22 protein-coding genes are annotated in these 22,727 nt (G+C 38.9%); 5 read left to right on the top strand and 17 right to left on the bottom strand.

What is annotated here, in order from left to right:
- Positions 1 to 106: 106 nt before the first annotated feature.
- Positions 107 to 697, top strand: coding sequence for a hypothetical protein (locus GYM71_RS01260; RefSeq protein WP_220220618.1), 591 nt, complete (start codon positions 107 to 109; stop codon positions 695 to 697).
- Positions 698 to 1,176: 479 nt separating this feature from the next.
- On the opposite strand, the gene GYM71_RS01255 is transcribed toward GYM71_RS01260, so the two are convergent.
- From GYM71_RS01255 to GYM71_RS01235, 5 genes are read right to left on the bottom strand one after another with little or no spacing between them, the layout of a single operon-like run.
- A complete protein-coding gene (locus tag GYM71_RS01255; RefSeq protein WP_220220617.1) occupies positions 1,177 to 2,025 on the bottom strand; it encodes a PTS system mannose/fructose/sorbose family transporter subunit IID in 849 nt (282 codons plus the stop codon).
- Positions 2,022 to 2,846 carry a PTS mannose/fructose/sorbose/N-acetylgalactosamine transporter subunit IIC gene (locus tag GYM71_RS01250; protein WP_220220616.1) on the bottom strand — a complete coding sequence of 275 codons (825 nt, stop codon included), beginning with the start codon at positions 2,844 to 2,846 and terminating at the stop codon, positions 2,022 to 2,024. Before GYM71_RS01250 ends, GYM71_RS01255 begins: the two co-directional genes overlap by 4 nt.
- A complete protein-coding gene (locus GYM71_RS01245) occupies positions 2,843 to 3,319 on the bottom strand; it encodes a PTS sugar transporter subunit IIB (protein ID WP_220220615.1) in 477 nt (158 codons plus the stop codon). Before GYM71_RS01245 ends, GYM71_RS01250 begins: the two co-directional genes overlap by 4 nt.
- Entirely contained in the window at positions 3,300 to 3,749 is a 450-nt protein-coding gene (locus GYM71_RS01240) for a PTS sugar transporter subunit IIA (protein ID WP_220220614.1), read from the bottom strand. The genes GYM71_RS01245 and GYM71_RS01240 overlap by 20 nt, the downstream gene beginning before the upstream one ends.
- Positions 3,739 to 4,830 (bottom strand): tyrosine-protein phosphatase, encoded by a 1,092-nt coding sequence (locus GYM71_RS01235; protein WP_220220613.1) that lies wholly within the window; start codon positions 4,828 to 4,830, stop codon positions 3,739 to 3,741. The genes GYM71_RS01240 and GYM71_RS01235 overlap by 11 nt, the downstream gene beginning before the upstream one ends.
- A gap of 394 nt (positions 4,831 to 5,224) precedes the next feature.
- On the opposite strand from GYM71_RS01235, the gene GYM71_RS01230 reads away from it, so the two are divergent.
- Positions 5,225 to 6,025, top strand: coding sequence for a MurR/RpiR family transcriptional regulator (locus GYM71_RS01230; protein ID WP_220220612.1), 801 nt, complete (start codon positions 5,225 to 5,227; stop codon positions 6,023 to 6,025).
- Positions 6,026 to 6,079: 54 nt separating this feature from the next.
- On the opposite strand, the gene efp is transcribed toward GYM71_RS01230, so the two are convergent.
- The 5 genes from efp to helD all read right to left on the bottom strand — a co-directional run bounded on the left by efp (position 6,080) and on the right by helD (position 11,649).
- Entirely contained in the window at positions 6,080 to 6,652 is a 573-nt protein-coding gene (efp, locus tag GYM71_RS01225) for an elongation factor P (protein WP_103752817.1), read from the bottom strand.
- 184 nt (positions 6,653 to 6,836) lie between these two features.
- Positions 6,837 to 7,808 (bottom strand): ornithine cyclodeaminase family protein, encoded by a 972-nt coding sequence (locus tag GYM71_RS01220; protein WP_220220611.1) that lies wholly within the window; start codon positions 7,806 to 7,808, stop codon positions 6,837 to 6,839.
- Between the two features lie 48 nt (positions 7,809 to 7,856).
- A complete protein-coding gene (coaA, locus tag GYM71_RS01215; RefSeq protein ID WP_220220610.1) occupies positions 7,857 to 8,771 on the bottom strand; it encodes a type I pantothenate kinase in 915 nt (304 codons plus the stop codon).
- A gap of 124 nt (positions 8,772 to 8,895) precedes the next feature.
- Complete coding sequence (locus tag GYM71_RS01210; protein ID WP_103752814.1) at positions 8,896 to 9,342, bottom strand: GNAT family N-acetyltransferase; 447 nt, start codon at positions 9,340 to 9,342, stop codon at positions 8,896 to 8,898.
- Between the two features lie 12 nt (positions 9,343 to 9,354).
- Complete coding sequence (helD, locus tag GYM71_RS01205) at positions 9,355 to 11,649, bottom strand: RNA polymerase recycling motor HelD (protein ID WP_220220609.1); 2,295 nt, start codon at positions 11,647 to 11,649, stop codon at positions 9,355 to 9,357.
- A gap of 253 nt (positions 11,650 to 11,902) precedes the next feature.
- Between helD and GYM71_RS01200 the strand changes: the two genes are divergently transcribed.
- The 3 genes from GYM71_RS01200 to GYM71_RS01190 all read left to right on the top strand — a co-directional run bounded on the left by GYM71_RS01200 (position 11,903) and on the right by GYM71_RS01190 (position 14,170).
- Positions 11,903 to 12,571, top strand: a complete 669-nt coding sequence (locus tag GYM71_RS01200; protein ID WP_220220608.1) for a matrixin family metalloprotease — start codon at positions 11,903 to 11,905, stop codon at positions 12,569 to 12,571.
- Between the two features lie 23 nt (positions 12,572 to 12,594).
- Positions 12,595 to 13,239, top strand: a complete 645-nt coding sequence (locus tag GYM71_RS01195; RefSeq protein WP_220220607.1) for a histidine phosphatase family protein — start codon at positions 12,595 to 12,597, stop codon at positions 13,237 to 13,239.
- Positions 13,240 to 13,591: 352 nt separating this feature from the next.
- Positions 13,592 to 14,170, top strand: a complete 579-nt coding sequence (locus GYM71_RS01190; RefSeq protein WP_220220606.1) for a matrixin family metalloprotease — start codon at positions 13,592 to 13,594, stop codon at positions 14,168 to 14,170.
- Between the two features lie 119 nt (positions 14,171 to 14,289).
- Here GYM71_RS01190 and GYM71_RS01185 read toward each other — a convergent pair whose 3' ends face one another.
- The 7 genes from GYM71_RS01185 to GYM71_RS01155 all read right to left on the bottom strand — a co-directional run bounded on the left by GYM71_RS01185 (position 14,290) and on the right by GYM71_RS01155 (position 22,675).
- Positions 14,290 to 15,489 (bottom strand): ABC transporter substrate-binding protein, encoded by a 1,200-nt coding sequence (locus GYM71_RS01185; protein ID WP_419503951.1) that lies wholly within the window; start codon positions 15,487 to 15,489, stop codon positions 14,290 to 14,292.
- Between the two features lie 361 nt (positions 15,490 to 15,850).
- Positions 15,851 to 16,561, bottom strand: coding sequence for an ABC transporter ATP-binding protein (locus GYM71_RS01180; RefSeq protein ID WP_220220604.1), 711 nt, complete (start codon positions 16,559 to 16,561; stop codon positions 15,851 to 15,853).
- On the bottom strand, positions 16,562 to 17,344 hold the full coding sequence (locus GYM71_RS01175) for an ABC transporter ATP-binding protein (protein ID WP_103752808.1): 783 nt from the start codon (positions 17,342 to 17,344) through the stop codon (positions 16,562 to 16,564).
- Positions 17,345 to 17,347: 3 nt separating this feature from the next.
- Entirely contained in the window at positions 17,348 to 18,304 is a 957-nt protein-coding gene (locus tag GYM71_RS01170; RefSeq protein ID WP_220220603.1) for a branched-chain amino acid ABC transporter permease, read from the bottom strand.
- 8 nt (positions 18,305 to 18,312) lie between these two features.
- Entirely contained in the window at positions 18,313 to 19,191 is an 879-nt protein-coding gene (locus tag GYM71_RS01165; protein ID WP_103752806.1) for a branched-chain amino acid ABC transporter permease, read from the bottom strand.
- A gap of 47 nt (positions 19,192 to 19,238) precedes the next feature.
- A complete protein-coding gene (locus GYM71_RS01160; RefSeq protein WP_164715402.1) occupies positions 19,239 to 20,441 on the bottom strand; it encodes an ABC transporter substrate-binding protein in 1,203 nt (400 codons plus the stop codon).
- A gap of 440 nt (positions 20,442 to 20,881) precedes the next feature.
- Positions 20,882 to 22,675, bottom strand: a complete 1,794-nt coding sequence (locus GYM71_RS01155; protein WP_220220602.1) for an FtsX-like permease family protein — start codon at positions 22,673 to 22,675, stop codon at positions 20,882 to 20,884.
- Between the last annotated feature and the right edge of the window lie 52 nt (positions 22,676 to 22,727).

Raw genomic sequence — 22,727 nt, 5'->3', positions numbered from 1 at the left:
TAATTGGTCTAAGTAATTATTTTATGAGTGAATTTTCACAACATTATTTTCTATATCTGGTTTGATTATTTAAAATGGTTTCAGTTATCTAAAAGGGGAGTAAATTATGCAAACTAACAAACCATTTTATAAGAAGTGGTGGTTCTGGATATTAACAGTCATCGTAATCTTGACGGCTAATATTTTCAGGAGCAGTTCTGAATCTGCTGCTAGCCACCCAGCCGAGCCACGATCTGCTCAAGTCAAACAAAAAAGTACGGCTGCTTCCAAAACCAAAAGTAAGCAACTAGCTGCTAAGAAAAAAGAGCAAACAAAAAGGCTAAAGCAATTAGCCGCAAAAAAGCAACGTGAACGCAAGAAGCAGCAACGGTTAGATGCTCAAAAGCGGCAAAGAAAACAACGACAAAAAGCTGAGCAAAAGCGTCTAGCCGCTATCAGACAGCAAAAGCAAAAACAACTTAAATTACAAAAAAAGCAGCGCAGACAACAGCAACGCAAGCAGCAAAAAGCTCAAAAAGAGCAAGCTGCCGCAAGTGACCATCACAGTCGAACCGTATATGTTGCTCCTACATCTGGAAGAAGGTATCACTTTAGTCCTAATTGCCGTGGCCTGCGGCCAGCTAACGGCAACATTACGAAAATGACGCTGCAACAGGCAATTAATCAGGGATATACTTTATGCAAGTGGGAAGACTAGTAAACATCTTGCTATATAAAGGCTAAAGTACCCTTCCGACTTGATAAAACTGCTAAAGTGAAAGCTGTAAGAAATAAGAGGTAAAGGGACGTCACCTTCTTTAGTATTGCAAGTTCATGTTTTTACAGGTTCGACGTGTTTATCACGGTTTGCGGTTATCTAAACATACTGCATTGCCTTTTTATTTAGTTAATATTCAATTAGTCCTAGGACAAATCATTAATCTAAGTAAATTAAATAGTAAAGACTAAAAAGCTCCGAGAGTAAATTACTCATCGGAGTTTTTATTTGCCAAATTTATCACCTCTTTTGTAATGAACGCCAGAAAAAAGGCGCTACTCACAGTTTAGTTAGGTAAAAAACTGTAAGTAACGCCTTCCTAAAAGTAACGTCCTTATTTAGTACAAATATACCATTTAAATCTTTTATTGTAAACACTTTCAAAGATTTCAGGTAGTACTTATTGCCATTGACTTTTATTAAAGAATCTTGCAATACGTTAGTCCAACAACAATAATCATCATCAAAATAATAAGTAAAGCCGCATGCTTGCCGTTGGTCTTTTTTAGCAAATAATAAACTGCCACTGTCACTAGCAAGCTTAGCAAACCCGGCATAATTTTATCAAACATCGATTGCAAACTAATTACATTGCCACCGACTTTACTTGAAACATTAGAGTGCACCACAATTTTTAATGGCGTCTTGACTTTAATAACCGTTGAAATTAATGCTCCAACGACCATCAACCCGACTACATTTGCCATCGTTGAAATGCGCTGAATAACGTCACTTTGCTGGTTATTATTTAAAAAGTCAATTCCCTTTTTATAACCAAACGATACAGCATAATAACGCGCGCCCATGTTAATCACGTTATAAAGAATAAACATTAAGATTGGGCCAAAAATGCTGCCACCAAAAGCAATCGAAGCACCGATACTTCCAACAATTGGTAGCCACGTGAATTTAATTAGGCTGTCGCCTAAACCAGCCAACGGACCCATCAACCCTGTTTTTAAGGGGTTAATGCCATCCTTTTCGTCAGGTGGCGTTGTTTCTTCCATGGCCGCAGATAATCCCAAAATGACTGCATCAAAATTGACATGAGAATTATAGAAAACCAGGTGCCGCTTCATCGCCTCGGACAAATCTTTTTTATCAGGATAAATTTTAGCCAAAGCAGGAGCAATGGCACGCATAAAGCCTACTCCTTGCAGCGTTTCATAGTTAAGCGTGATGCGCATTGTATTCAACCGCATAAACATCCGCCAAATGTCACGGTTGTTTAATTTATGCTCCGGTGCAGTCAGCTTTTCTTCCGTCATAAGTCGTAATCCTCCTCATCTTCATCGCTGTCACTAGTAATTGTGCCAGTTGTTTGCACCGCCTGACTTGCTGCCGGTTTAGCGGCTGGCTCACGGGTTGCCCGTTCGTACAAGAATGCGAATACGAGTGCAATAAGCGTAATCGGTAAAATATCTAACTTGAGATATGAAGACAACACAAAGCCTAAAATAACGAACATCCATAGTTCACCCTTTTTTAGCATTGTCATCATTAACAAAGCGATTCCGACCGCAGGAATAATCGAGCCCGCAGTGCTCAAGCCATTAATAATGAATTTAGGTAAATCATTAATCGCTTGTTGAATTGCACCGGCACCAAATTGCAAAGCTAAAAAGGTTGGAAAAGATCTTGTGAACCCATATAACAGTGCTGGTGGCCAAGTAAGCCAATAAGTCCCCTTAACATCAGCATTATCAGCAAGCCGTTTAGCCCAACCATTCAAAGAACAGTTAATCGTTTCAATCAAAATGAGAAGTTGCTGGGCCAAAATTGAGGTCGGGACGGCTAAAGTAATTGCGGTTGCCACCATTGTTGAAATTGAGCCATTACTATTGCCCATGATGGCAAGCGAAGTACTAATCATGGTTCCCGTAATTATGTCTGGTGCCATATATGCACCGACATCACCAATGCCCATCCACATAATTTCAAGCGTAGCGCCAATGACTAATCCAGCCTGCAAGTTACCTAAAATAAGACCAACAATTGGTGCAATTAATAGCGGCCTGCGAAACATCTTGGTACTAACATCATCAATTCCCAAAAGAAAAGCTAAAGCCGTTAAGATAAAGACTTTCATTTTTGCAAGACCTCACTTAGTTTTACTGCTCCATCACTTGGAACCATTTGGATTTCAATATCAACGCCCTGAGACAGCAATTTTTCTAGTGCCTGCTTTTCTTCGTCAGTCAAAAAGACGGCTTTAGTATATTGCTTACGCTCATCGTTACCACGAATACCGCCAATATTTAATTTAGGTATTTGGTAGCCGCTTGCCACAATATCTTCCACGGTAAACGGTGAAGCAAAAAGCAGCATTGTTCTACGTGTTACTGGATTATTAGGGACAATTTTTAAGAATTTAGCTGTACTAAAAATGTGCAGTTTAACATTGCGCGGCACACTCATTTTTAAAACATTTGATTGAATCTTATCCTTAGCTACCGCATCATCAACAATTATTACTTGCTCAATTTCCTTAACGTTGAGCCAGGTAGTTACAACTTGACCATGGATCAAGCGGTCATCAATTCTACAAAATTCCACTGCCATTTTCTTCTTGCTCCTCTTCTTTAAATCTTGCTGAAATATTTTGAAAGCCCATCTCATATGATTTTTCAAGGGACTCGGCTAGTTCAGCTAGACTGCGCTGCCGGTTGGTAAATAAATCAAGCAGCATCGGTAAATTTAAACCACTTAAAACTAGGGTATTCTCTTTTTCAAGACAAAAAGTGCCGCTAACATTCGAAGGCGTTCCGCCTAAAATATCGCATAAAATCACCGTGCCATTACTTGTATCAAGTTGGGTAAACATTTCTTCCATTTGCTCTTTTGCCTGCTGAAGATTTAAGTCCTCGGTAACCGCTAAATAGGCGCAATTATCCTGTTTACCAACTATCATTTCTGCACTATGCAGTGCTTCTTTAGCAAAATAACCGTGACTTGCTAAAATTACTGCTACTTTTGCAGTTTTATCTATCATAATGAATCCCCTCTTCCAAATAAAAATCTCGTGCGGCGGTAATTTCCGCCATTGTTAAACCAAAATGTTGTTGAAAATAGTTTTCAGGAGTACCAAATAAAGCAAAGATCTTCGCAATTGCCGCTTTAATGTAAGATTCTCGTGTATCAATCATAGCCATCAGGTAATCCAGGTATGATTTCTTTTGAACTAATTCACGGTAAAGATCATATTTCAGCTGATTACGTTCTTTTCTGATCGTCTTAGTCAGCATATAATCTTTGACGATCTCATCTTCTTTTATACCCAATAAGAGCAAAATAAGCATGGAGCCAAATCCAGTTCGGTCTTTTCCCCCGCGGCAATGATGGAACAAAGGTAAACATTCCCTTCGCACAACCGCTTTAAGCATTCGACCATAAGCTTCTTGCGCAACTGGAGAGGTCACTAGGTCTTGATAGCTTGCAATAACGTTTTCGCCGCGATCATTGATATATTTTTCCGGAACCTCACCATTTTTAAGTGACTGCACCAGCTTTTCATTTTCGCCCTGCAGGTCAACTACATTAGCCGCCGCTTCGGAAAAACTCGACTGCGGATCACAATTTAATACTTGCAAAATACTTGGTAAAAAATGGTTGGGATGATACTGCCGCTCGTGCGGGGAACGATAATCAACAATCGTTTGCAGATGATAATTGGTCAATATTTTCTGATCTTGTTCATCTAGTTTTGACAGTTGATCACCACGAAATAATTGACCCCACTTTAAAAAGCGACCATCGTTTGCTTCGTAACCACCCATGTCGCGAACATTAATCGCATTTTTTAACGGTAAAACCCGTTCCGCAAATAAATTAGTGCCACAACTTTCATCAGAAGCCTTAATAATAAAATACTTTGGTAATTGTTCACGTGGGACTTCCACCTTAAACTCGCCATTAGCACTAACTGCTAGTAATGTAGAAATGGCGGTCTTATTTGGCGTATCACCGATAAACAATTGGTATTCTTTTTTCGGACAATTTAATATTTTAATTGTTAATTGATCGTCATCACGTTTCATCCAAATTCGTGGTAATATATATGGCTGTTTTTTCATTTTGCTGTTTGATACCCCTTTCATTTTTGATAATACTACAAGAAAATAATTTACGCAATATTACATTTTAGAAAATAATTTTCATTTTAGCCTAAAATATGCCATGTTTTGGGAAGATAAAATTGGCTGTAATTATGGCGCTATGCCCTAGAAAAGTCCAAAAATCATTTTAACCTGGTCAAAATTGCCCACTTATCATACAGCAAACTTTTTTATTAAATTTTTCCTGCTTAACTTGCCAATGTGACTTACGGGTTTACACTAAATAAAAAATTTAACGATATCTTCGAATTGAAGAAAATAATTTTCACCCATTTCAGTAGTTAGTATAATAAATGGTAAGTAAAATTAATATTATATAGCTGGTTTAACAAAGCCACGGGAGGAAATCACTTTGAATCCACTTGTTGCAATCCAAAAAAATTATTTGAGTTTTTCTAAAAATGAAAAAACAATTGCGGATTATATTTTGCAGAACAGTCCTAAAATCAATAATATGAAAATTACGGAATTAGCTCAGCAAACTTCAACGTCTAGCGCAACGATTACGCGATTTGTGAAAAAAATTGGCTGTAAGAGCTATTCCGATATGAAGGTTAATATTGGACACCACTTAATCACCAATATTGCCAAAAACGATGATGACATTGTAAGTGAAGTTTTTACTTTCTACCAGACCGTGATTAAGAATACGCAACAGATGATTGATCACAATATGATTAAGCAGTTTATTGCCTTATTAAAAAAGCAGGAACACATTATTGTCATCGGTTCCAGTAGTTCTGGTGTTTCGGCTGATACTTTCGGGCTTAGATTAATGCGCATGGGGCTTGATGCACAAAGCTTTATTGATCCCAACTGGATGAAAATGCGCGCTAGTATCGCCAGCAAGCAGGACTTATTCTTAGCAATCTCCAATAGCGGTGTCACCAAGTGTATTGTCGATACGCTCACTTTAGCTAAGAAAAATGACGCTAAGATTGTTTCAATCACCAGTTACATGGACAATCCGGTTGCACAACTAAGTGACTTAATATTTCACGTGTACAACCCCCGCTTTGCCAATAACGAAAAATTTATTAACTCGCAGTTTTCCAACATGTATCTAATCGATATCTTAACTTCTTGTTTGCAGGAAGAAGATTGTTTTAAAAACTCAATGACTACAACAAGAATTGCCGTTGATGATCGCTAAGTTGCATACAAAAAAGCCATGGTCAAAATTATGACCATGGCTTATTGTTTTAGCTTATTTTCCGCTTTCTGCTCTTGACTTATAAGCACCTTCGGCTGTGTTGATTACCAGCTCTTCGCCTTCTTTAATGAAGTCGGGAACTTGAACCACTAAACCTGTTTCCATTGTGGCAGGCTTACCGGAACCAGTGACAGTTGCACCCTTAATTCCAGGCTCAGTATGAGCGACTTTCATTGTAACGGTTGAAGGCAGCTCAACACCAAGCAGCTTAGTGCCATCCGCAAATTCAAGTTGAACTTCAATATTAGGCATTAAGTATAGCTTATCGTCACCAAGTTGTTCGCCTGAAACCTCATATTGCTCATAAGTTTCAGTATCCATGAAGGTGTAAACATCACCTTCATTGTAAAGAAACTGCGCATTTTTCTTTGTAATATCAACTAATTCGACTTTTTCAGTCGGACGCATTGTCTTATGAACCACTGCACCACTTTCAATATTGCGCAAGTCCATTTGCATAACGGTATTACCCTTTCCGGGCTTGTGGTGATTGGCCTTGAGGACCTTAATCATTTTGCCGTCTTGACTGAAAACCATACCTTTTTTTAAGTTAATTGCCTGTACCATTTTTGTCTCCTTTAAAACTCACTTTAATTATTATTCATCAAGAAAGTTGACGCCGGAGGCAAGGCAAATTTTTTTATTAATAGTAAATAAATCGTATTCATAGTGTTTAGTATAACAAAGTTGCGCACATCTAGGTACCAAAAAATTAGCGTTTTTAGTGATTATAACAACCGCCTTAACTCACCTAATTGTTAGCTACCGCAGCTTTAGCGTAAATTGCTTTGGCGGTCATCAGGTCTTGTGCCGCAATGCCAACTGTTTTAAAGAAGATGGTCTCTTCGTCATTTTCACGCCCAACTAGTTCACCACTGATTACCTTACCAATTTCACCTTGCAAATGACTTTCGTCAATCAATCCTTGCTGTAGTGGAATAATAATATCACCGGCTTCTGCTAGAACCGCTTTTTTCGCATCAAAATAAATTTTATCAGCATGTGCCACCAGCTCTGCTGGGGTTTCCTCCATTTGTGGTTGATACGAACCAACGCCGCAAATTGTTGCCCCTTTTTTAACATTGCTAAAATCATAAACGGGTTTATGCGATGGGGTAACTGAAATGATGATATCTGCATCCCGAACGGCCTCATTACCTGTTTTTACGGCTTTAATCTTAGTCTGATATTTGGCTAGCTTAGTTTGCATTTTGCTAGCGAATTCCTGTGCACGCTCAAAGTTAAGGTCACTCACCAAAACTTCAGCCAAATCGCGAACAAGTAGCATTGCCTCTAGTTGTGTCGCCGCTTGTGCGCCCGTACCAATTAGTGCACCCTTAGTACAATTTTTTCTTGCTAAATATTTAAGTGCAACACCTGAAGCCGCCCCAGTGCGTAATTGCGTCAGGTAATTACCATCAATAATGGCATTTACGACACCGGTATTTGCATCAATATTTAACACCTGCGCGTTAATTGAGGGTAGGCCATGCTCAATGTTATTCGGAAACATGTTCAAAATCTTCACACAAGCAGCATCTTTTTCTTCACAAAAAGCCGGCATACATAAGAAAGTATCGCGCCCATTCTTTTTCACAATCTGCGTTCGCAAGGGAACGTCAACTTTGCCTGCTGAAAAGTATTTGAATGCTTCTGCTACTGCATCGATACACTCTTTAAGTGAATAACACTTTTCAATGTCCTTTTTTGTTACTACTAACATTGTTTTTCTCCCGCACGGCTTTCGCCATCTTTTTAACTAAACAGATTACTAAAATTGCCTTAAATAAATCTCATCAATTCGGTGACCTCTCGTTTTATGCAAAACTAGGCTAGCACGTTGTCTCGTTGGTGCAATATACTCCCGCAGGTTAACCAAGTTAACCATTTGCCAAGTGTCCTGAGCCAGTTGTAAAGCATCTTCTCGTGGCCCGTTAGCCATCTCGTAATAAAAGTTAGTGGGATTATTCTTATTAAGTTCCAAGACACGTACAAACCGCTGCATAAACCACTTTTCAATTAAATCTTCGTCCGCATCAATATAAATTGAAAAATCAAAGAAATCACTCGTGACAATTTGCCCATTTGTCGGCAACTGTAAGGTGTTAATTCCTTCAATAATCAAAATATCTGGCCGTTGAACATGACCGTACTTACCGGGAACAATATCGCTTAATTCCTGGGAATAAAGTGGGTACGCAATATTATCTTTACCACTAAGGACATCACGCAAAAAGTTCCTGAGCAAATTCATGTTGTAACTTTCAGGAAAGCCTTTGCGGTCAAATAAGCCACGTCTTTTTAGCTCATCATTGGGATAAATAAAACCATCAGTGGTCATCAAGTGGACCTTTAAATTAGCAAATGTTCTACTCAATAAAACCTGTAACAAACGGGCTGTTGTCGATTTGCCGACCGCAACTGAACCGGAAATTCCAATGATAAAAGGGGCTGCCGTCACTTTTTGCCGTAAAAACTCGCTTTGTTTTTGCTGCAGCCGACACTTTTCCTGGTAAACCAAATAGAGGTAATTGATTAAACTACCATAAATTTCTTGGACATCAGTAAGATTAATAACATCCCCTAATGACTTAATATTAGCCAACTCTTCTTTAGTAATTTTAACCGCAGCCTCAGATGAAAATGAGGCCCATTCATCGCGATTAAAACGCAAATAATTCTTCATCAGTAATAGTTCCTTAATCTTTTTTTATTCATTATAAAATAAATCTCTGCCTTGCACCAAAAACTGCCAGAGCAGGCATTTTCTAACTAAAAAACTCGCGTACATTAACGCGAGTTTGTAATTTTTATAAATCATAAGCCATCATTACATGCTTGATGCCAGCTTCAGTAAAAACATCTCCCTGAACCTGGTAGCCAAGGTAATCATAAAATGGTTTGGCTTGCATCTGCGCATGGCAATATAACCGCTTCGCCCCAAGCTTTTGCAAATATTCATGAACTTGCGCCATCATCTTAGTTCCAAGATTTTGACCACGCGCAGCTTTTGCAACCGCGACCCGACCAAGCATCCATTTACCATCATTCACAAATAACCGGCAAACAGCTAAGGCATTGGTCTGATTTTCATTAAGTAAGAAGACTTGAATTGCGGTTAGATCTTGGTCATCAAGCTCTGGGTCAGTTATCTTTTGTTCCGTCACAAAAGTATCAATTCTGAGCCGGGCAACGCAATAGACCTCTCGCCCTGTCATTTCAGCAATCTTTTTAAAAGTAAACTTCTCATTTTCCATTTTGCGTGCCACCTATTTTTCAATAAAAGTCTGCGGGTCAACATCAAGCAGCGGACTTCTTTGACCAACATAGACAACATCTAGTTTATACATTGCCCGAGAAGTAATCGTATAGACTAATTGGGTTTCATCAGTTCGATGATAATTTTCGCGGGAAGCTCCCCACATGATAACGGCATCAAACTCAAGCCCCTTAGCAAGATATGACGGAATGATCAGTGTTCCCTCGACTAAGCGCTGATTGGCAGTTGCAATCAGGGTAGCCTTAACGCCAGCTTGTTTTAGCTTGTCAGCAACAAATTTTGCTTGTTCAAGGTCTTTGGTAATAACGGCGGTGGTCAATTGCTCTTGATCATTATCTGCCAAAATCTTTTGGAGTAGTGCAATTGCCTGTTGATCATTCTCCCGGCCCCAGAGCACTGGTTTTGGCCCCTGCCGGTTGAAAGACTCAATTTTTTCACCTTGACGTAAAATCTGCTTGGTGAAATCAGTAAGCTGCTTAGTTGAACGGTAAGACTTTGTCAGCTGAACAACATCAGTTTTTTCAGGATCAAACAAGCCACTGATTTGTTTTAGCAGACTCTTACTTTCGTCTTTAGTAAAAATCGCTTGGTTCAAATCACCGAGCATTGTAAATTTCGCCCGGGGGAAGTTGTATTTAAGGTAGCAAAGCTGAAATGGTGTATAGTCCTGAATTTCATCAATAAAGGCATAGCGCATTTCATAATCGACGTGCCGCCCCGTAATCAGGTCATAAAGGTAAAGGTAGGCTGAAACATCGTTCATATGCATGTAATGCTTTTTAAAGCTTTCCTTGACCTGATTAACGTGATCACGCCAGTCGTTTTCCGTAATTTCCCATTTAGCCAAATCCGTCATTTTTGGCACTGCACGTAAGAAGCTCAGGTACTGTGCCCGCATGTTGATAAAGTTGTTGCGTCGAATTTGCTGGAACACCTTATCTAAAGCCTTCACAACAATTTTGCGGCTCAAGAATTTCTCTTCTTTTTCTTCAGATTCAAACTCCTGATCCGGGCGGTCATACAACTGGTTAAGCTGCTCTTGGCTCAAACTTTGAATTGCATCTGACACCCACGCCTTTTTGCTCTCAGAGCTTATTTTACGGTTCAACATCTTGATTAAATCTTCACGCGTTGCATCAATCCGGTTATTCAAGTTGTAATTGGAATTAAATGAATAATAGATTTCACCAATTTTTTCTTTAGTAAAAAATGGCCGCTTCTTGTCCCGAAAGTAAATGTTTTTAAAAACCATACCCCGACGATTGAGGTGTTTAGCATAGCGCGTTAAGAGGTCAAAGAAATTAGTTGAATCTTTAAAACGACTAATCGCAGAATCAGCAGCCGCATCTTCGAATTGGTCAAAGAGGTTTTCAACGCTCATTCCCGGTAAACGCCGGGCAACAAACTGCCAATAAGTCATTTGGACCATATTTTGTTCACCCATTTCTGGCAGAACATTTTTGATATAGTCATTAAATAATTGATTCGGACTAAACATAATGACGTTGCTACTAGTCAAGTTGCCCCGATAGCGATAAAGCAGAAAGGCAATTCGCTGCAAGATGGCGGAAGTCTTTCCCGATCCGGCTGCGCCTTGAACAAATAACAAGTCAGCGTCAGTATTTCTAATAATCTTATTTTGCTCACGCTGAATGGTAGTTACGATTGACTTCATCTGCGTACTGGATTTTTCGCCCAGCACTTCTAAAAGCATTTGATCACCAATTGATTCATTAGTGTCAAACATGTTAACTATTTGACCATCATCAATCATGAATTGCCGCTTTTTGGTCATTTCAACCGTAATCTCACCTTCTGGTGAATGGTATGAAACATCTCCCAGTTTTCCATCATAGTAAATAGAGGAAATTGGTGCCCGCCAATCATAAATCAAAAAGTGATTATTTTTATCAGCAAATGAACCTAAGCCAATATAAATAGTCTCAGGTTTTTGCCCATTTTCTTTGAAATCTACCCGGGCAAAATAGGGCTTTTTTTCAAGTTTTTGAATCGTACTCAGTTGTCTAGCGGCATGCTGCCATGCATTCTCACGTTCATCGAGCAGTTGCTGCTGTTGATGAATGGATAATGCGGTTTCCATTGAAGTCGAGTAGCCATCATAATCCAATTTCACATCGTCAAAAAAATGCGAATTAATATCTTTGGCTTCGCCTTCTGCCGACTTAATTGACGAGGATAATTCCGCCTTCTTTGCTCGAACCATTTTTAAGATTTGATCGAGATGTTTTTGTTCAAATTTTTTATCATCTGTCGCGTTTAACATAACGTCACCTATACGTTTTAAAAAAATACCAGCTTTTTAACATAACGTTATCTTTAGTTTTTTTAAAAAGCTGTCTACTATTTTACCATGATATCGATTTCAGGGATATTCACGGAGCTCATTTTAAAAAATTTTTGTTATTAGAAGATTATCCATGAAATTAAGGGGAAATATGTCTATAATAATGTTAACGAGACATTTAATAATATTACAATTATCCTCTAGAAATATAAAGTAACGGAGCTGATAAATTATGAGGAACTTTCACCATTTTTTAAATAAACTAGCTTGTGCTTTAATTGCCGTTATCGCTATCAGCGGATGTTTTGAACCACTTGACAACAATATCTTATCCAGTAATCCAAATCAGGTCGTTTATGCGAAAAAAGCCAAAAAAGTCAAAAAGGCTAAGCGAGCAAAAAAGCATGCTAAGAAGTCTGCTAAGAAAACTAAAAAGGTTAATGCTTCTACTGATTGGAGATGGCCAAAGCCAAAAGCCACTGTTTATCTTGACTTAGACGGTAACAAAAACTTGCTTTCTGCTTCCGATGAAGCAATCAAGACTTGGAATGACACCGGAGCCTTTACCTTTGTTAAAACTAAGAACAAGAAAAACGCAGATATCACAGTCGAGCAAGTTTATAGTCCAAACACCAATTATGCTGGCTACACAACTTTTCATTACTATGTAAAAAGCGGCTTATTATTCTCAGCTGATACTAAATTAAACACTTACTACCTTGATAATTTCTCCTCATACAATTATAGTTATGAACGGGTAGTCAATACCGTTGAACATGAATTAGGACATGCAATCGGCCTTAAACATAATAATGGTCAATCTGTCATGTACCCAACTGGTTCAATTTACCCAATTCAAGATATTGACATTCAAAACGTCAAAAAGCTATATGCAAATTAGTAAAAAGAAATTTGAGTAGGTAAATGAAGAGAATATATATTGTTCGTCATGGTCAGACATACATCAACCGGTACAATAAGATGCAAGGTTGGTGTGATACTCCTTTAACTGAAACAGGAATTAAGGGTGCTGATGAAGCAGGTGAAGCACTAAAAGACGTACCTTTTGATATTGCCTTATCTAGCGATTTGAAACGTGCTAGTGACACGTGCGACATCATTATTAATCATAACGTTAATCGCGATGAAATACAGCACATTGCCACCCCATTTTTCCGGGAACACTTCTATGGCTATTTTGAAGGCATGGATACTGACATGGCTTGGCAAATGATCGGTGGACCTCATGGTTATAAAAATCACTATGATTTATTTAAGAATGAGCCCATTGATAAAGTCAAAGACTGGATTAAGGAAGCTGATCCATTTCACGAAGCCGAAAATGCCCAAGAATATTGGGACAGGATCGGAAAAGGATTCAACTTAATTAGTCAGCTTGATGGTGCAGAAAACATCTTACTTGTAACTCACGGATTTACCATTCGCAGCATTGCTGCTAAATTTGGTGACGTTGATATTAGTGAAGGGCCTCGTAATTCTTCAATCACAATTATGAATATGACTGAACATTCTAAAAAAATTGTCTCATATAATAAAATGAAACTCTAAGTTGTCAAAAGCTCTTATTACTTTGAGGTTCATTTACCAGCAGCAATCAATACTTTTTGCTTACAGCCTCATTTACCAAAAATGGTAAGTGAGGTTGTTTTGTCCTTAAAATTAACCAAAAATTATTTTGGTTAATCATCAAGGTATTTATCTTGGTGCCAAAAAGCTGTTCTTCTAGCTAACCTAATTCCAAATTGGTTTCTAGCCTATTTAAAAAGTAGCTCATATATAGCAGGTAAAAACCCGATATATATGTGTTCTTATTTTAGCATTTTGAGGTTATAATGTATATTATTTGCTTTACAGCTAGAATTGTTGCAATTAATTTTTTAAAAAGATAGAAAGTTAAAAAATGAATAGGACATATCATTTTATAAATAAATTTATTAGTACAATATTGGTTTCAGCAGCTATCGGAAGCTGCTTTACTGTTAACAATCCTGTGATACCGACCCAAAACGCTGCGGCTAAAGCAACCACTTACCGGCGTTGGGATAAAGCTAAGGCAACTGTTTACTTACAACTAGGTAAAAACAAGGATTTAATTGCCGCTTCAAACGACGCAATTAAGGCATGGAACAAAACCAAGGCGTTTACGTTTGTTAAGACCAAGAAGCCTAATAAGGCTAAGATTGTCATTATGCCTTGGTACAATACCACCACCGACTTTGCTGGGTATACTTCATGGCATTACAAGCTTAAGAATAAGCGAATGCATGATGCCACCATCTTGTTAAATCAATTTTACTTGCAAAACCATTCAAAAATCATTTTGACTCATGAAGACATTGTCAAAGTGGTTGAACATGAATTGGGTCACGCTATTGGCCTTAGTCATTATAAAAAAGCGCCATCAGTTATGGATCCTGAGTGCAAATATACCATTCAGCCACTTGATATTAAAAAAGTTAAAAAAATCTACCGTAAATAAGCTGGCAATAAAACATTTATAGTCAACGTAAAATGCTCTTAAGGACTTAGATTGAATATCTAATTTGTCCTTAAGAGCATTTTTTACTACTTACCAGCTAACTTTACTAAGTAACTCAATTATTCAATTTTAAATGAATTGCTTACCTGTCCATTAGTCAGTTCTTCTGTCGCAATTGGCTTTTCCGGGTTGTGCTTTTGGTCAACCGTTATTTTGCCAGCAACTCCGGTAAAGTCTTTAATCTTGGCTAAATTGGTTGCAATCTTAGCTGAATCATCCGATTTACCCGTTTCAATTGCTTCTTTAATCATATAAACCGCATCATAGGCAAGGGCTGAAAAAGTCGGTGCTTGTTCGTGATAACGCGCCTTATAAGCCTTCATAAACTTAGCAGCAACTGGATCCTTGGCAGCTGCCCGAACAGAAAATGGTGTCGTGTAGTAGATCTTAGTTGCATTCTTATTACCAGCAATTTGGGCTAATTTAGGATCGGCCATGCCATCACTACCAACGATTGGAACTTTAATCCCCATTTGCCGCGCTTGCTTGATGATTAAACCAGCTTCTGTGTAATATCCAGGAACATATATTGCATCAACTTTTTTGGATTTAAATGAAGTTAAAATGGCATTGAAGTCTTTGTCACCTGCTGAAAATGTTTGACTATCAACGATTTTGCCTTGATATGCCTTTTTAAAGGCCTTAGCCAAACCAGTGCCATAATCACTTGAATTATCAGCTAAAATTGCAACTCTCTTTGCCTTTAACTGATTAAAGACAAATTTCGCTGCGCTGCCACCCTGGAAGTTATTTTGATAGCAGGCACGAAAGACGTATGGTTGAACCTTACCATCTTTTTGTAAAGTAAATTTGGGATCCGTGGCTGATGGACTAACACTAGGAACGGCTGCCTTAGTTATATTAGGTATCTGAGCAGTTCCGGCATTAGTCGTAGCTGGACCAACAATGGCCGCTACTTTATCCTTTGTTGTCAATTGCGCCGCTACTGAAGCCGAAGTGGCAATAGCCGTTTTATTATCACGAATTATTAGTTTAATTTTCTTTTTATGACCATTAACGTCGATTCCACCCGCTTTGTTTATTTCACTGGCAGCTAGTTGAATACCCTGTTTTTCGGCTTCGCCATAACCGGAGGCTGCGCCTGACAGTTCCATGTTAACTCCAATTTTTACTACCGCATGATCTTGCTTTGTTCCCGCATTACTGCTATTCTTCGCGACACTACATCCTGACATCATTATCACGGCAGCTGAGGCAGTCATTACTCCCAGCATTTTTTTAGTAAACTTATTCATTATTTTCTCCTTTAAACTACTAGTGGCAATAAAAAAGCCTCGTTCATTTAATGAACGAGGCTCATTGTTACTAAGTAGTTAAGCCCCATTCATTAAGACGCAAACAAGGGCTTAACCATCAATAAATTACTAAAAGCAATTCATTTCGTTAAGTCCTTCGCGACAACAACAAGGCTGCTAAATTCTGAGTATAAGTCATTTTAATAGCAATCGAATTATGATCATTAGTTTCCATTGAAATTTCCTCCTCAGAATTTAGTTTGATGTTTAAAATTATAGCGATTGGCTTTAAGAAAGTCAATTAAAAATGGTAATTAAATTAAAATAAAATGATGCATATTAATACAAAATTATTTTAACCTAGCTAACCACCAAAATATACTTTCTGAACTTCAGGGTTGGCTAGCAATTCATGGCCTGAACCTGTTAACTGAACCTGACCTGTTGCTAAAACATAACCCCGATTGGCAATTGACAACGCTTGTTTAGCATTTTGCTCAATCAAAAGAATCGTAGTTCCTTTTTCATTTAACTCTTTAATAATCGTAAAAATTTGCTGGATAAACAGAGGTGACAGACCCATTGACGGTTCATCAAGCAGCAATAATTTGGGTTTAGCCATCAGTGCACGACCAATAGCCAACATTTGTTGCTCCCCACCAGATAAAGTTGCCGCATCCTGATTCTTGCGTTTAGCAAGAATTGGAAACCGGTCAAACACTTCTTGGTAGCTCTTGGCGGCTTCACTACTATTTTTTTGTAAAAAAGCCCCCATTTGCAGGTTTTCCATTACCGTTAAGCCTGAAAAAATATGCCGTCCTTCCGGAACCTGCGAAATCCCATCTAGCACAATTTGTGGTGCTTTTTGATGCACAATGTCTTTACCCTGGTAGATAATTTGTCCCTCTTTAGGTTTGAGCAGACCAGAAATCGTCTTTACGATAGTTGATTTTCCAGCACCATTAGCGCCGATAAGGGTGACGATTTCACCTTCATTGATTTCAAAATTGACCCCTTTTACCGCTTGAATGACCCCGTAATTAACGGAAAGATCACTTACTTTTAGCATTGCCATCTAGTCTTCACCTTCTCCTAAGTATGCTTCGATTACCTTCGGATTTGACCTAATTTCTTCTGGAGTACCAGTGGCAAGCATTTGACCTTGATCAAGGACGTAAATCCGCTCCGCTAAATTCATGACTAAGGACATATCATGCTCAATCAACAAGACGGTAATTTGAAATTCTTGTTGAATATGCTTAATCAAATTAGTTAAATCTGCTGTTTCCTCTGGGTTCATCCCTGCAGCCGGCTCATCCAAAAAGAGAATTTGGGGCTCTGTTGCAAGTGCCCGAACAATCTCCAGGCGGCGCTGCGTTCCATATGGTAAATTTTTGGCCAAAGTCTGCTTGTTGGCGGTCAAGTCAAAAATGTCTAAAAGTTTTTCAGCCGCAACTCGCATTTCTTTTTCTGTGCGATAAAAACTAGGTAAACGGAAAACCGTCGTTAAAAAGCCCTCTTTGTACTCATTGGTCATGGCCGTTAATACATTATCCATAACCGTCAGATTTTTAAATAACCGAATATTTTGGAAAGTACGCGATAGCCCCAAATCAGCTATCTGAACAGCACTTTTTCGCGTCAAGTCATAGTTTTGCTGGTCAACATGCAAATCAATCTTACCGCTTGTTACCTGAACCATACCGGTCAGCAGGTTAAACAAGGTAGTTTTGCCTGCGCCATTGGGACCAATTAAAGCAACTAATTCATGCTTGTCTAAGTGAAGGGAGACGTCATTAACGGCTGTCAGTCCGCCAAATTTGCGCACCACATGCTCAACTTGCAATAAATGTTCCATTCTTTAGCCCCTCTCTTTTTTACCAAAACGACGCGTTAAGTTCTTCAGGGAGAATTCCCAGTTACCCAGCAGTCCTGATGGTTTGAAAATCATAATCAGAATCAGTGCAATTGCGTATATCACCATCCGCAACGAGCCAAAGTTCTGCAAAACCGTATCAAGTATGCCTAACACGGTAGCTGCCACAAAGGTTCCGGTCATACTGCCAACACCACCTAAAACAACGATTACCAGAATTGAGATAGATTCCATAATGCCATAATTAGAAGGTGAAATCGTCTGGACGTATGAAGCCTGTAAACTACCGGCAATTGCGGCAGTTGCCCCGCCTAAAACGAAGGCAGCCAATTTCCACTTAGTCGTATTGATACCCATTGCTTCAGCAGCAATTTCATCTTCACGAACAGCCTTAATCGCTCTACCATCACGTGAGCGAATGAAATTCATCAAAACAATGGTCGTCAAGCAGACCAAGATATAAACAGTTGGCCACGAACAAAACTGCGGAATATTAAACATTCCAGCGGAACCGCCCGTAATTTTCAAATTATTAATAATGTTTCTGATAATTTCGGCAGCACCTAAAGTGGCAATTGCCAAATAATCACCTTTTAGTCTGATAAAGGTTGCAGTACCGATGACGGCAGCAATAATAATCGCTAGCGCCATTCCAATCAGTACAGAAGCAATAAAGCCTAATTCACTATTGATATGTTGCGTAATGATCGCGGTCGTATACGCACCAATTGCCATAAAGCCAGCATGACCTAGCGAAAATTGGCCACTGAATCCGATAATTAAGTTTAATCCCGAAGCCAAAATAATGTTAATTCCAATTGTAACTAACATATTTTCGATGAAGTCGTCAATGACACCTACCATAATCAGCGTATTGATTAGATAAAAGCCGGCAACCATGATTGCAAGCCACGACAAAATATATTTCCAATTTGCTTTCATTTTGCCACCTAAACCTTTTCCTTAGTATTTTTGCCAAAAATACCTGCTGGTAAAAAGAGCAAAATAACAATTAACACGAAGTAAACCACGGCATCCTTGTACGCAGAAAGACCAATTGATTGGAAAAATGTTTCCAATATCCCAATTAGGAAACCACCAAGAGATGCTCCAGGTACTGAGCCAATTCCACCTAAAACAGCTGCTACGAATGCTTTAATTCCTGGCGTCATCCCCATTAATGGGTCAATTTGGTTATAGTACATCCCAATCAGGACACCGGCTGCACCTGCAAGTGCTGAGCCCAAGGCAAAAGTAAATGAAATAGTGTGGTTAACATTAACGCCAACTAATTCCGCTGCATCGGGGTCAACCGAAACGGCACGCATTGCGCGCCCCATCTTGGTTTTTTTAATGATAACTTGTAATAAAAGCATTAAAACTAAAGCCGTTGCCAAGATTAAGACCTGGACATTGGAAATGATCACGCCGCCGATATTGTAATTAACTTGTTCCATGACCTGGGGAAAGCTGCGAGCATTTGAACCAACTAGGTAGGACATGCCGTTTTCGAGTAAAAATGACACACCAATTGCGGTAATCAAAACAGCTATCCGCGGTGATTTACGTAGTGGCCGATATGCGAAATATTCGATTACAACACCCGCAATCGCACCAACAATCATTGCTGAAAGCAAGGCAGTAATAAAGTTAAAATGCCACAGGCTAATTGCATAGTATGCAAAAAATGCACCGAGCATGTAAATATCGCCATGAGCAAAGTTGATCAATTTAATAATGCCGTAAACCATGCTGTAGCCTAAAGCCAGTAAGGCGTAAATTGAACCTAGCGACAAAGCATTAATGATTTGCTGTAAAACTATTTGCAAATTTAATCGCTCCTTTAATTTAGTAAATCTGCTGACAAAAAGTTACCCTACTCAATCTTGAATGAATTATTAATTTTGCCATTGGTAATTTCTTCAATAACAATTGGCTCGTCTGGATTATGGTATTTGTCGATTGTCATTTTGCCCGTAACTCCCTTAAAGTCCTTGAGCTTAGCTAACCCAGCTGCAATCTTAGTAGAATCATCAGATTTCTCGTCTTCGATTGCTTGTTTAACCATGTAAACCGAGTCATACGCTAGAGCTGAGAATGCAGGTGCATCTGCATGATAGCGGTCTTTAAAAGCTTTTAAAAATTTGGAAGCAACCGGATCTTGAGCAGCAACGCGAGTTGAAAATGGTGTGGTGTAGAAAATCTTAGTGGCATTTTTGGCACCAGCAATCTGAACCAGTTTTGAGTCACACATCCCGTCACCACCAACGATTGGAACCTTAATGCCCATTTGACGAGCTTGCTTGATGATTAAGCCGATTTCCGTATAGTAGCCAGGAACATAAATTACGTCAGCGTTTTTAGCTTTAAACGAAGTCAAAACTGCATTGAAGTCCTTATCTCCGGCCGAGTAAGTCTGATTATCAACAATCTTGCCTTTAAAGGTCTTCTTAAACGCCTTAGCTAAGCCCGTACCGTAGTCACTAGAATTGTCAGCATAAATTGCTACGCGCTTTGCCTTCAGTTTATCCATGACAAATTTGGCTGCACTCTCACCTTGAATATTGTTTTGGAAACATGCCCGGAATACGTATTGCTGTACCTTACCATCTTTTTGCAAGGTGAATTTTGGATCAGTTGCAGACGGGCTGACAAATGGTACGGCAGCCTTGGTAATGTTTGGAATTTGTGCTGTTCCCGCATTAGTCGTAGCAGGTCCCACCACTGCCGCAACCTTGTCCTTAGTCGTCAATTGCGCTGCTACAGAAGCCGATGTAGCGATTGACGATTTATTATCGCGCATGATTAACTTGATCTTTTTCTTATGACCATTGACGTTAATTCCACCTGCTTTATTAATTTCACTGACGGCTAACTGGATTCCTTGCTTTTCGGCGTTACCGTAACCTGCAACGGTGCCGGAAAGCTCCATGTTGACACCAATTTTAACTGTATCCTTGTCTTGCTTGGTGCCGGCACCACTACCACCATTTTTGGCAACTGAACATCCCGCTAGCATCAATACTGCTGTGCCCGCTGTCAGGACACCCAATACCTTTTTAGTAAACCTTTTCATCATCTTCTCCTTTTATCCCATGCCTACAAAAAGCCTCATTCAAGTTAATGAATGAGGCTTCAGGCTAATGTTAGTTAAGCCTCATTCATCAAGACGTAAACAAGGGCTTAACTTGGGTGAATTACCATTAGTAATTCTCGTTTGCTAAGTCCTTCTCGACAACAAGGCAATAATAATTTCTTGAGCAGCAGCTATTTTAATGTGCAATTGCGCGTTAATTTGTTCGTTGTTCATTAAAATAGCCTCCTCAAAATTTAATTTAATACTTAGAATTATAGGCACAGTAAATTAAGATGTCAATAAAAAATATTAAAATTATTTTATAAATATTTAAATAGTTTTTATTAATTCGTTTAATATTTATTGCAAGGCGCTTTTCTTGCAACCAAATTTTACCGTAAAAAAAAGCTGTGAACTAATAATTCACAGCTAAATACGAGCTACTACTTAAACTTTAAGACGATTTTTTCATATAACTTAACCGTCAATAAATAATAAAAGAGGTAAAGAATGATAAAAATGGTAAACGGTAATATTAGACCACTGTAAGGATTTTCTAGCAGTGTCCTAAATAGCTTAAGCCCAAAGAGAACATCAATTATGCCTAAAATGCCGGGCAGTGCGAACAATGCACCAATTTCCATCATGATTGAGCGTCTGAGTAATTTGATTCTCACCCCCATTTTGGCCAGCATTTGGTAGCGCAAGCGATCATTGTAAGCACCGCTAAGTACCTTAAACATTAAGGTTGAAGCAAGCATGGTTAAGAAGGCTAGCCCGAGAAAGAAACCCATGAATTCAAAGCCGCTGACATAGCCGACTACCATTTGATAGGCATTAGCTTTACTAGTATTGGTTACATTAGCTGCAGCTGCGTTTTCTTTTACCTCCATGTGCTCTATTTTTAAAATGCGCGGGTAGTCGTGAACGAAGTCTTTCGTCCTAATCAAGGTAATTGCTTTCGGCTTCTGCTTCAATTGCCGGTACTTTTCTTTTGTTACCAGTTGCACTACCTTACCGGTATTGGGAAAGAAATTGCTAAGAATTGGCGCAAGACTATCCTTAGACACGGTTACAACGCGCATTTTTATCATGCCGGTTGAAGTACTTGAGTCAACTAATTCTTTATTTTTAAGTGGTTTATTGGTCAGTTCGGCACTTTGAAAATAGGCTTTTTGACGATCTTCTTTATAATGGTATGTCTGCTGGCTTTTTAATGTCAGCTTTGCCAGTTCTTTTTTGACAGGCTTAGAATCGCTACAAATACTTGCATCATAGTAATATCCTTGGGCAACTGTCTCTTTAAGAGAATTAAAATTAAGGCCAACTGTGATTGCACCTAATGCCAAGGCAAAAAGAAGTGAAATCATGGTTAAAATGCGAGTATAGCTATGCAAGCGAAACTTCAGCTGCCCCAAAGTAAACATGCGAATACCACGGTAGGAAATTTTTTTATTCTTTAAAAGCAAGTTAATAATCGACGTGAAGACCGCATTGAAAACAAAGTAGGAACCAACAACAATTGTTATCAGAGCTGTGGGAATAATCTTGAAGATATTATTGGGGTTCAGGGTCATCACATAATAGCCGCAAGCAAGCAGGCCAATTCCGGCTATTCCCTCAACTAGCAGTAATAGTGGATGCCGCTTCAGCTTAACGGGTGTTTGATCTTCGTGCAGCAGGCTGATTACTTGGGTTTTTGTTAACTTGCGCGCATTAAAAAGCGCACCGAAGAAAAAGATAACAATAAAGAAAAGAATCGTGCCTAAAATAGCCCGAGGTAAAATTACCTGAAAGTGGTTAATTGCTAGACCCAACTTGCTGACTAGCAGCCGAGAAACAAGTGCGGTTAAGCCTAAGCCTAAAATAATCCCCACAATTACCGCAATTAGCCCCGTCAATAAGGTTTCGCAGAAAATTAGAAGACTGATCCGCATGCTTTTTGCCCCGAGCATCATATACATCCCATAATCGTGTTTACGCATGCTTAACAAGAAGGTATTGGCATAGAGCAGGTAAAAGAATGTAATAATCATCAACAACACGATGCCAAAAGTAAAAATATAGTTGACGTAATTCAAGTGGTTAACCTGAAGATCCTTGGCAAGAAAAGCGGGGTTAATGGCAATCGTCAAGAACATGTAAAAGATCATGCTGGCAACAATTAAGCCAGAAAAAAGCACGACATAATCTTTCATTCTGTTTTTGATTCCGGTTAACGATAATTTCCAAATCATAATTTTTCTCCTAGCGCAAAAGTATTAAAAAATCTAAGCGAGAGATTAGTTT

The sequence above is a fragment of the Lactobacillus panisapium genome (assembly GCF_019469265.1).
GTDB classification, from domain to species: Bacteria; Bacillota; Bacilli; order Lactobacillales; family Lactobacillaceae; genus Lactobacillus; species Lactobacillus panisapium.
Note: the sequence above shows the minus strand (reverse complement) of the source record. Positions and strands in the feature narration are given on the sequence as shown.

Coding starts and splice junctions, on each gene's coding strand:
- GYM71_RS01240 (WP_220220614.1), bottom strand. CDS start 3,749: ATGATAGATAAAACTGCAAAAGTAGCAGTAATTTTAGCAAGTCACGGT.
- GYM71_RS01160 (WP_164715402.1), bottom strand. CDS start 20,441: ATGATGAAAAGGTTTACTAAAAAGGTATTGGGTGTCCTGACAGCGGGC.
- GYM71_RS01170 (WP_220220603.1), bottom strand. CDS start 18,304: ATGAAAGCAAATTGGAAATATATTTTGTCGTGGCTTGCAATCATGGTT.
- efp (WP_103752817.1), bottom strand. CDS start 6,652: ATGGTACAGGCAATTAACTTAAAAAAAGGTATGGTTTTCAGTCAAGAC.
- GYM71_RS01155 (WP_220220602.1), bottom strand. CDS start 22,675: ATGATTTGGAAATTATCGTTAACCGGAATCAAAAACAGAATGAAAGAT.
- GYM71_RS01175 (WP_103752808.1), bottom strand. CDS start 17,344: ATGGAACATTTATTGCAAGTTGAGCATGTGGTGCGCAAATTTGGCGGA.
- helD (WP_220220609.1), bottom strand. CDS start 11,649: ATGTTAAACGCGACAGATGATAAAAAATTTGAACAAAAACATCTCGAT.
- GYM71_RS01235 (WP_220220613.1), bottom strand. CDS start 4,830: ATGAAAAAACAGCCATATATATTACCACGAATTTGGATGAAACGTGAT.
- coaA (WP_220220610.1), bottom strand. CDS start 8,771: ATGAAGAATTATTTGCGTTTTAATCGCGATGAATGGGCCTCATTTTCA.
- GYM71_RS01180 (WP_220220604.1), bottom strand. CDS start 16,561: ATGGCAATGCTAAAAGTAAGTGATCTTTCCGTTAATTACGGGGTCATT.
- GYM71_RS01255 (WP_220220617.1), bottom strand. CDS start 2,025: ATGACGGAAGAAAAGCTGACTGCACCGGAGCATAAATTAAACAACCGT.
- GYM71_RS01245 (WP_220220615.1), bottom strand. CDS start 3,319: ATGGCAGTGGAATTTTGTAGAATTGATGACCGCTTGATCCATGGTCAA.
- GYM71_RS01260 (WP_220220618.1), top strand. CDS start 107: ATGCAAACTAACAAACCATTTTATAAGAAGTGGTGGTTCTGGATATTA.
- GYM71_RS01210 (WP_103752814.1), bottom strand. CDS start 9,342: ATGGAAAATGAGAAGTTTACTTTTAAAAAGATTGCTGAAATGACAGGG.
- GYM71_RS01220 (WP_220220611.1), bottom strand. CDS start 7,808: ATGTTAGTAGTAACAAAAAAGGACATTGAAAAGTGTTATTCACTTAAA.
- GYM71_RS01190 (WP_220220606.1), top strand. CDS start 13,592: ATGAATAGGACATATCATTTTATAAATAAATTTATTAGTACAATATTG.
- GYM71_RS01200 (WP_220220608.1), top strand. CDS start 11,903: ATGAGGAACTTTCACCATTTTTTAAATAAACTAGCTTGTGCTTTAATT.
- GYM71_RS01250 (WP_220220616.1), bottom strand. CDS start 2,846: ATGAAAGTCTTTATCTTAACGGCTTTAGCTTTTCTTTTGGGAATTGAT.
- GYM71_RS01195 (WP_220220607.1), top strand. CDS start 12,595: ATGAAGAGAATATATATTGTTCGTCATGGTCAGACATACATCAACCGG.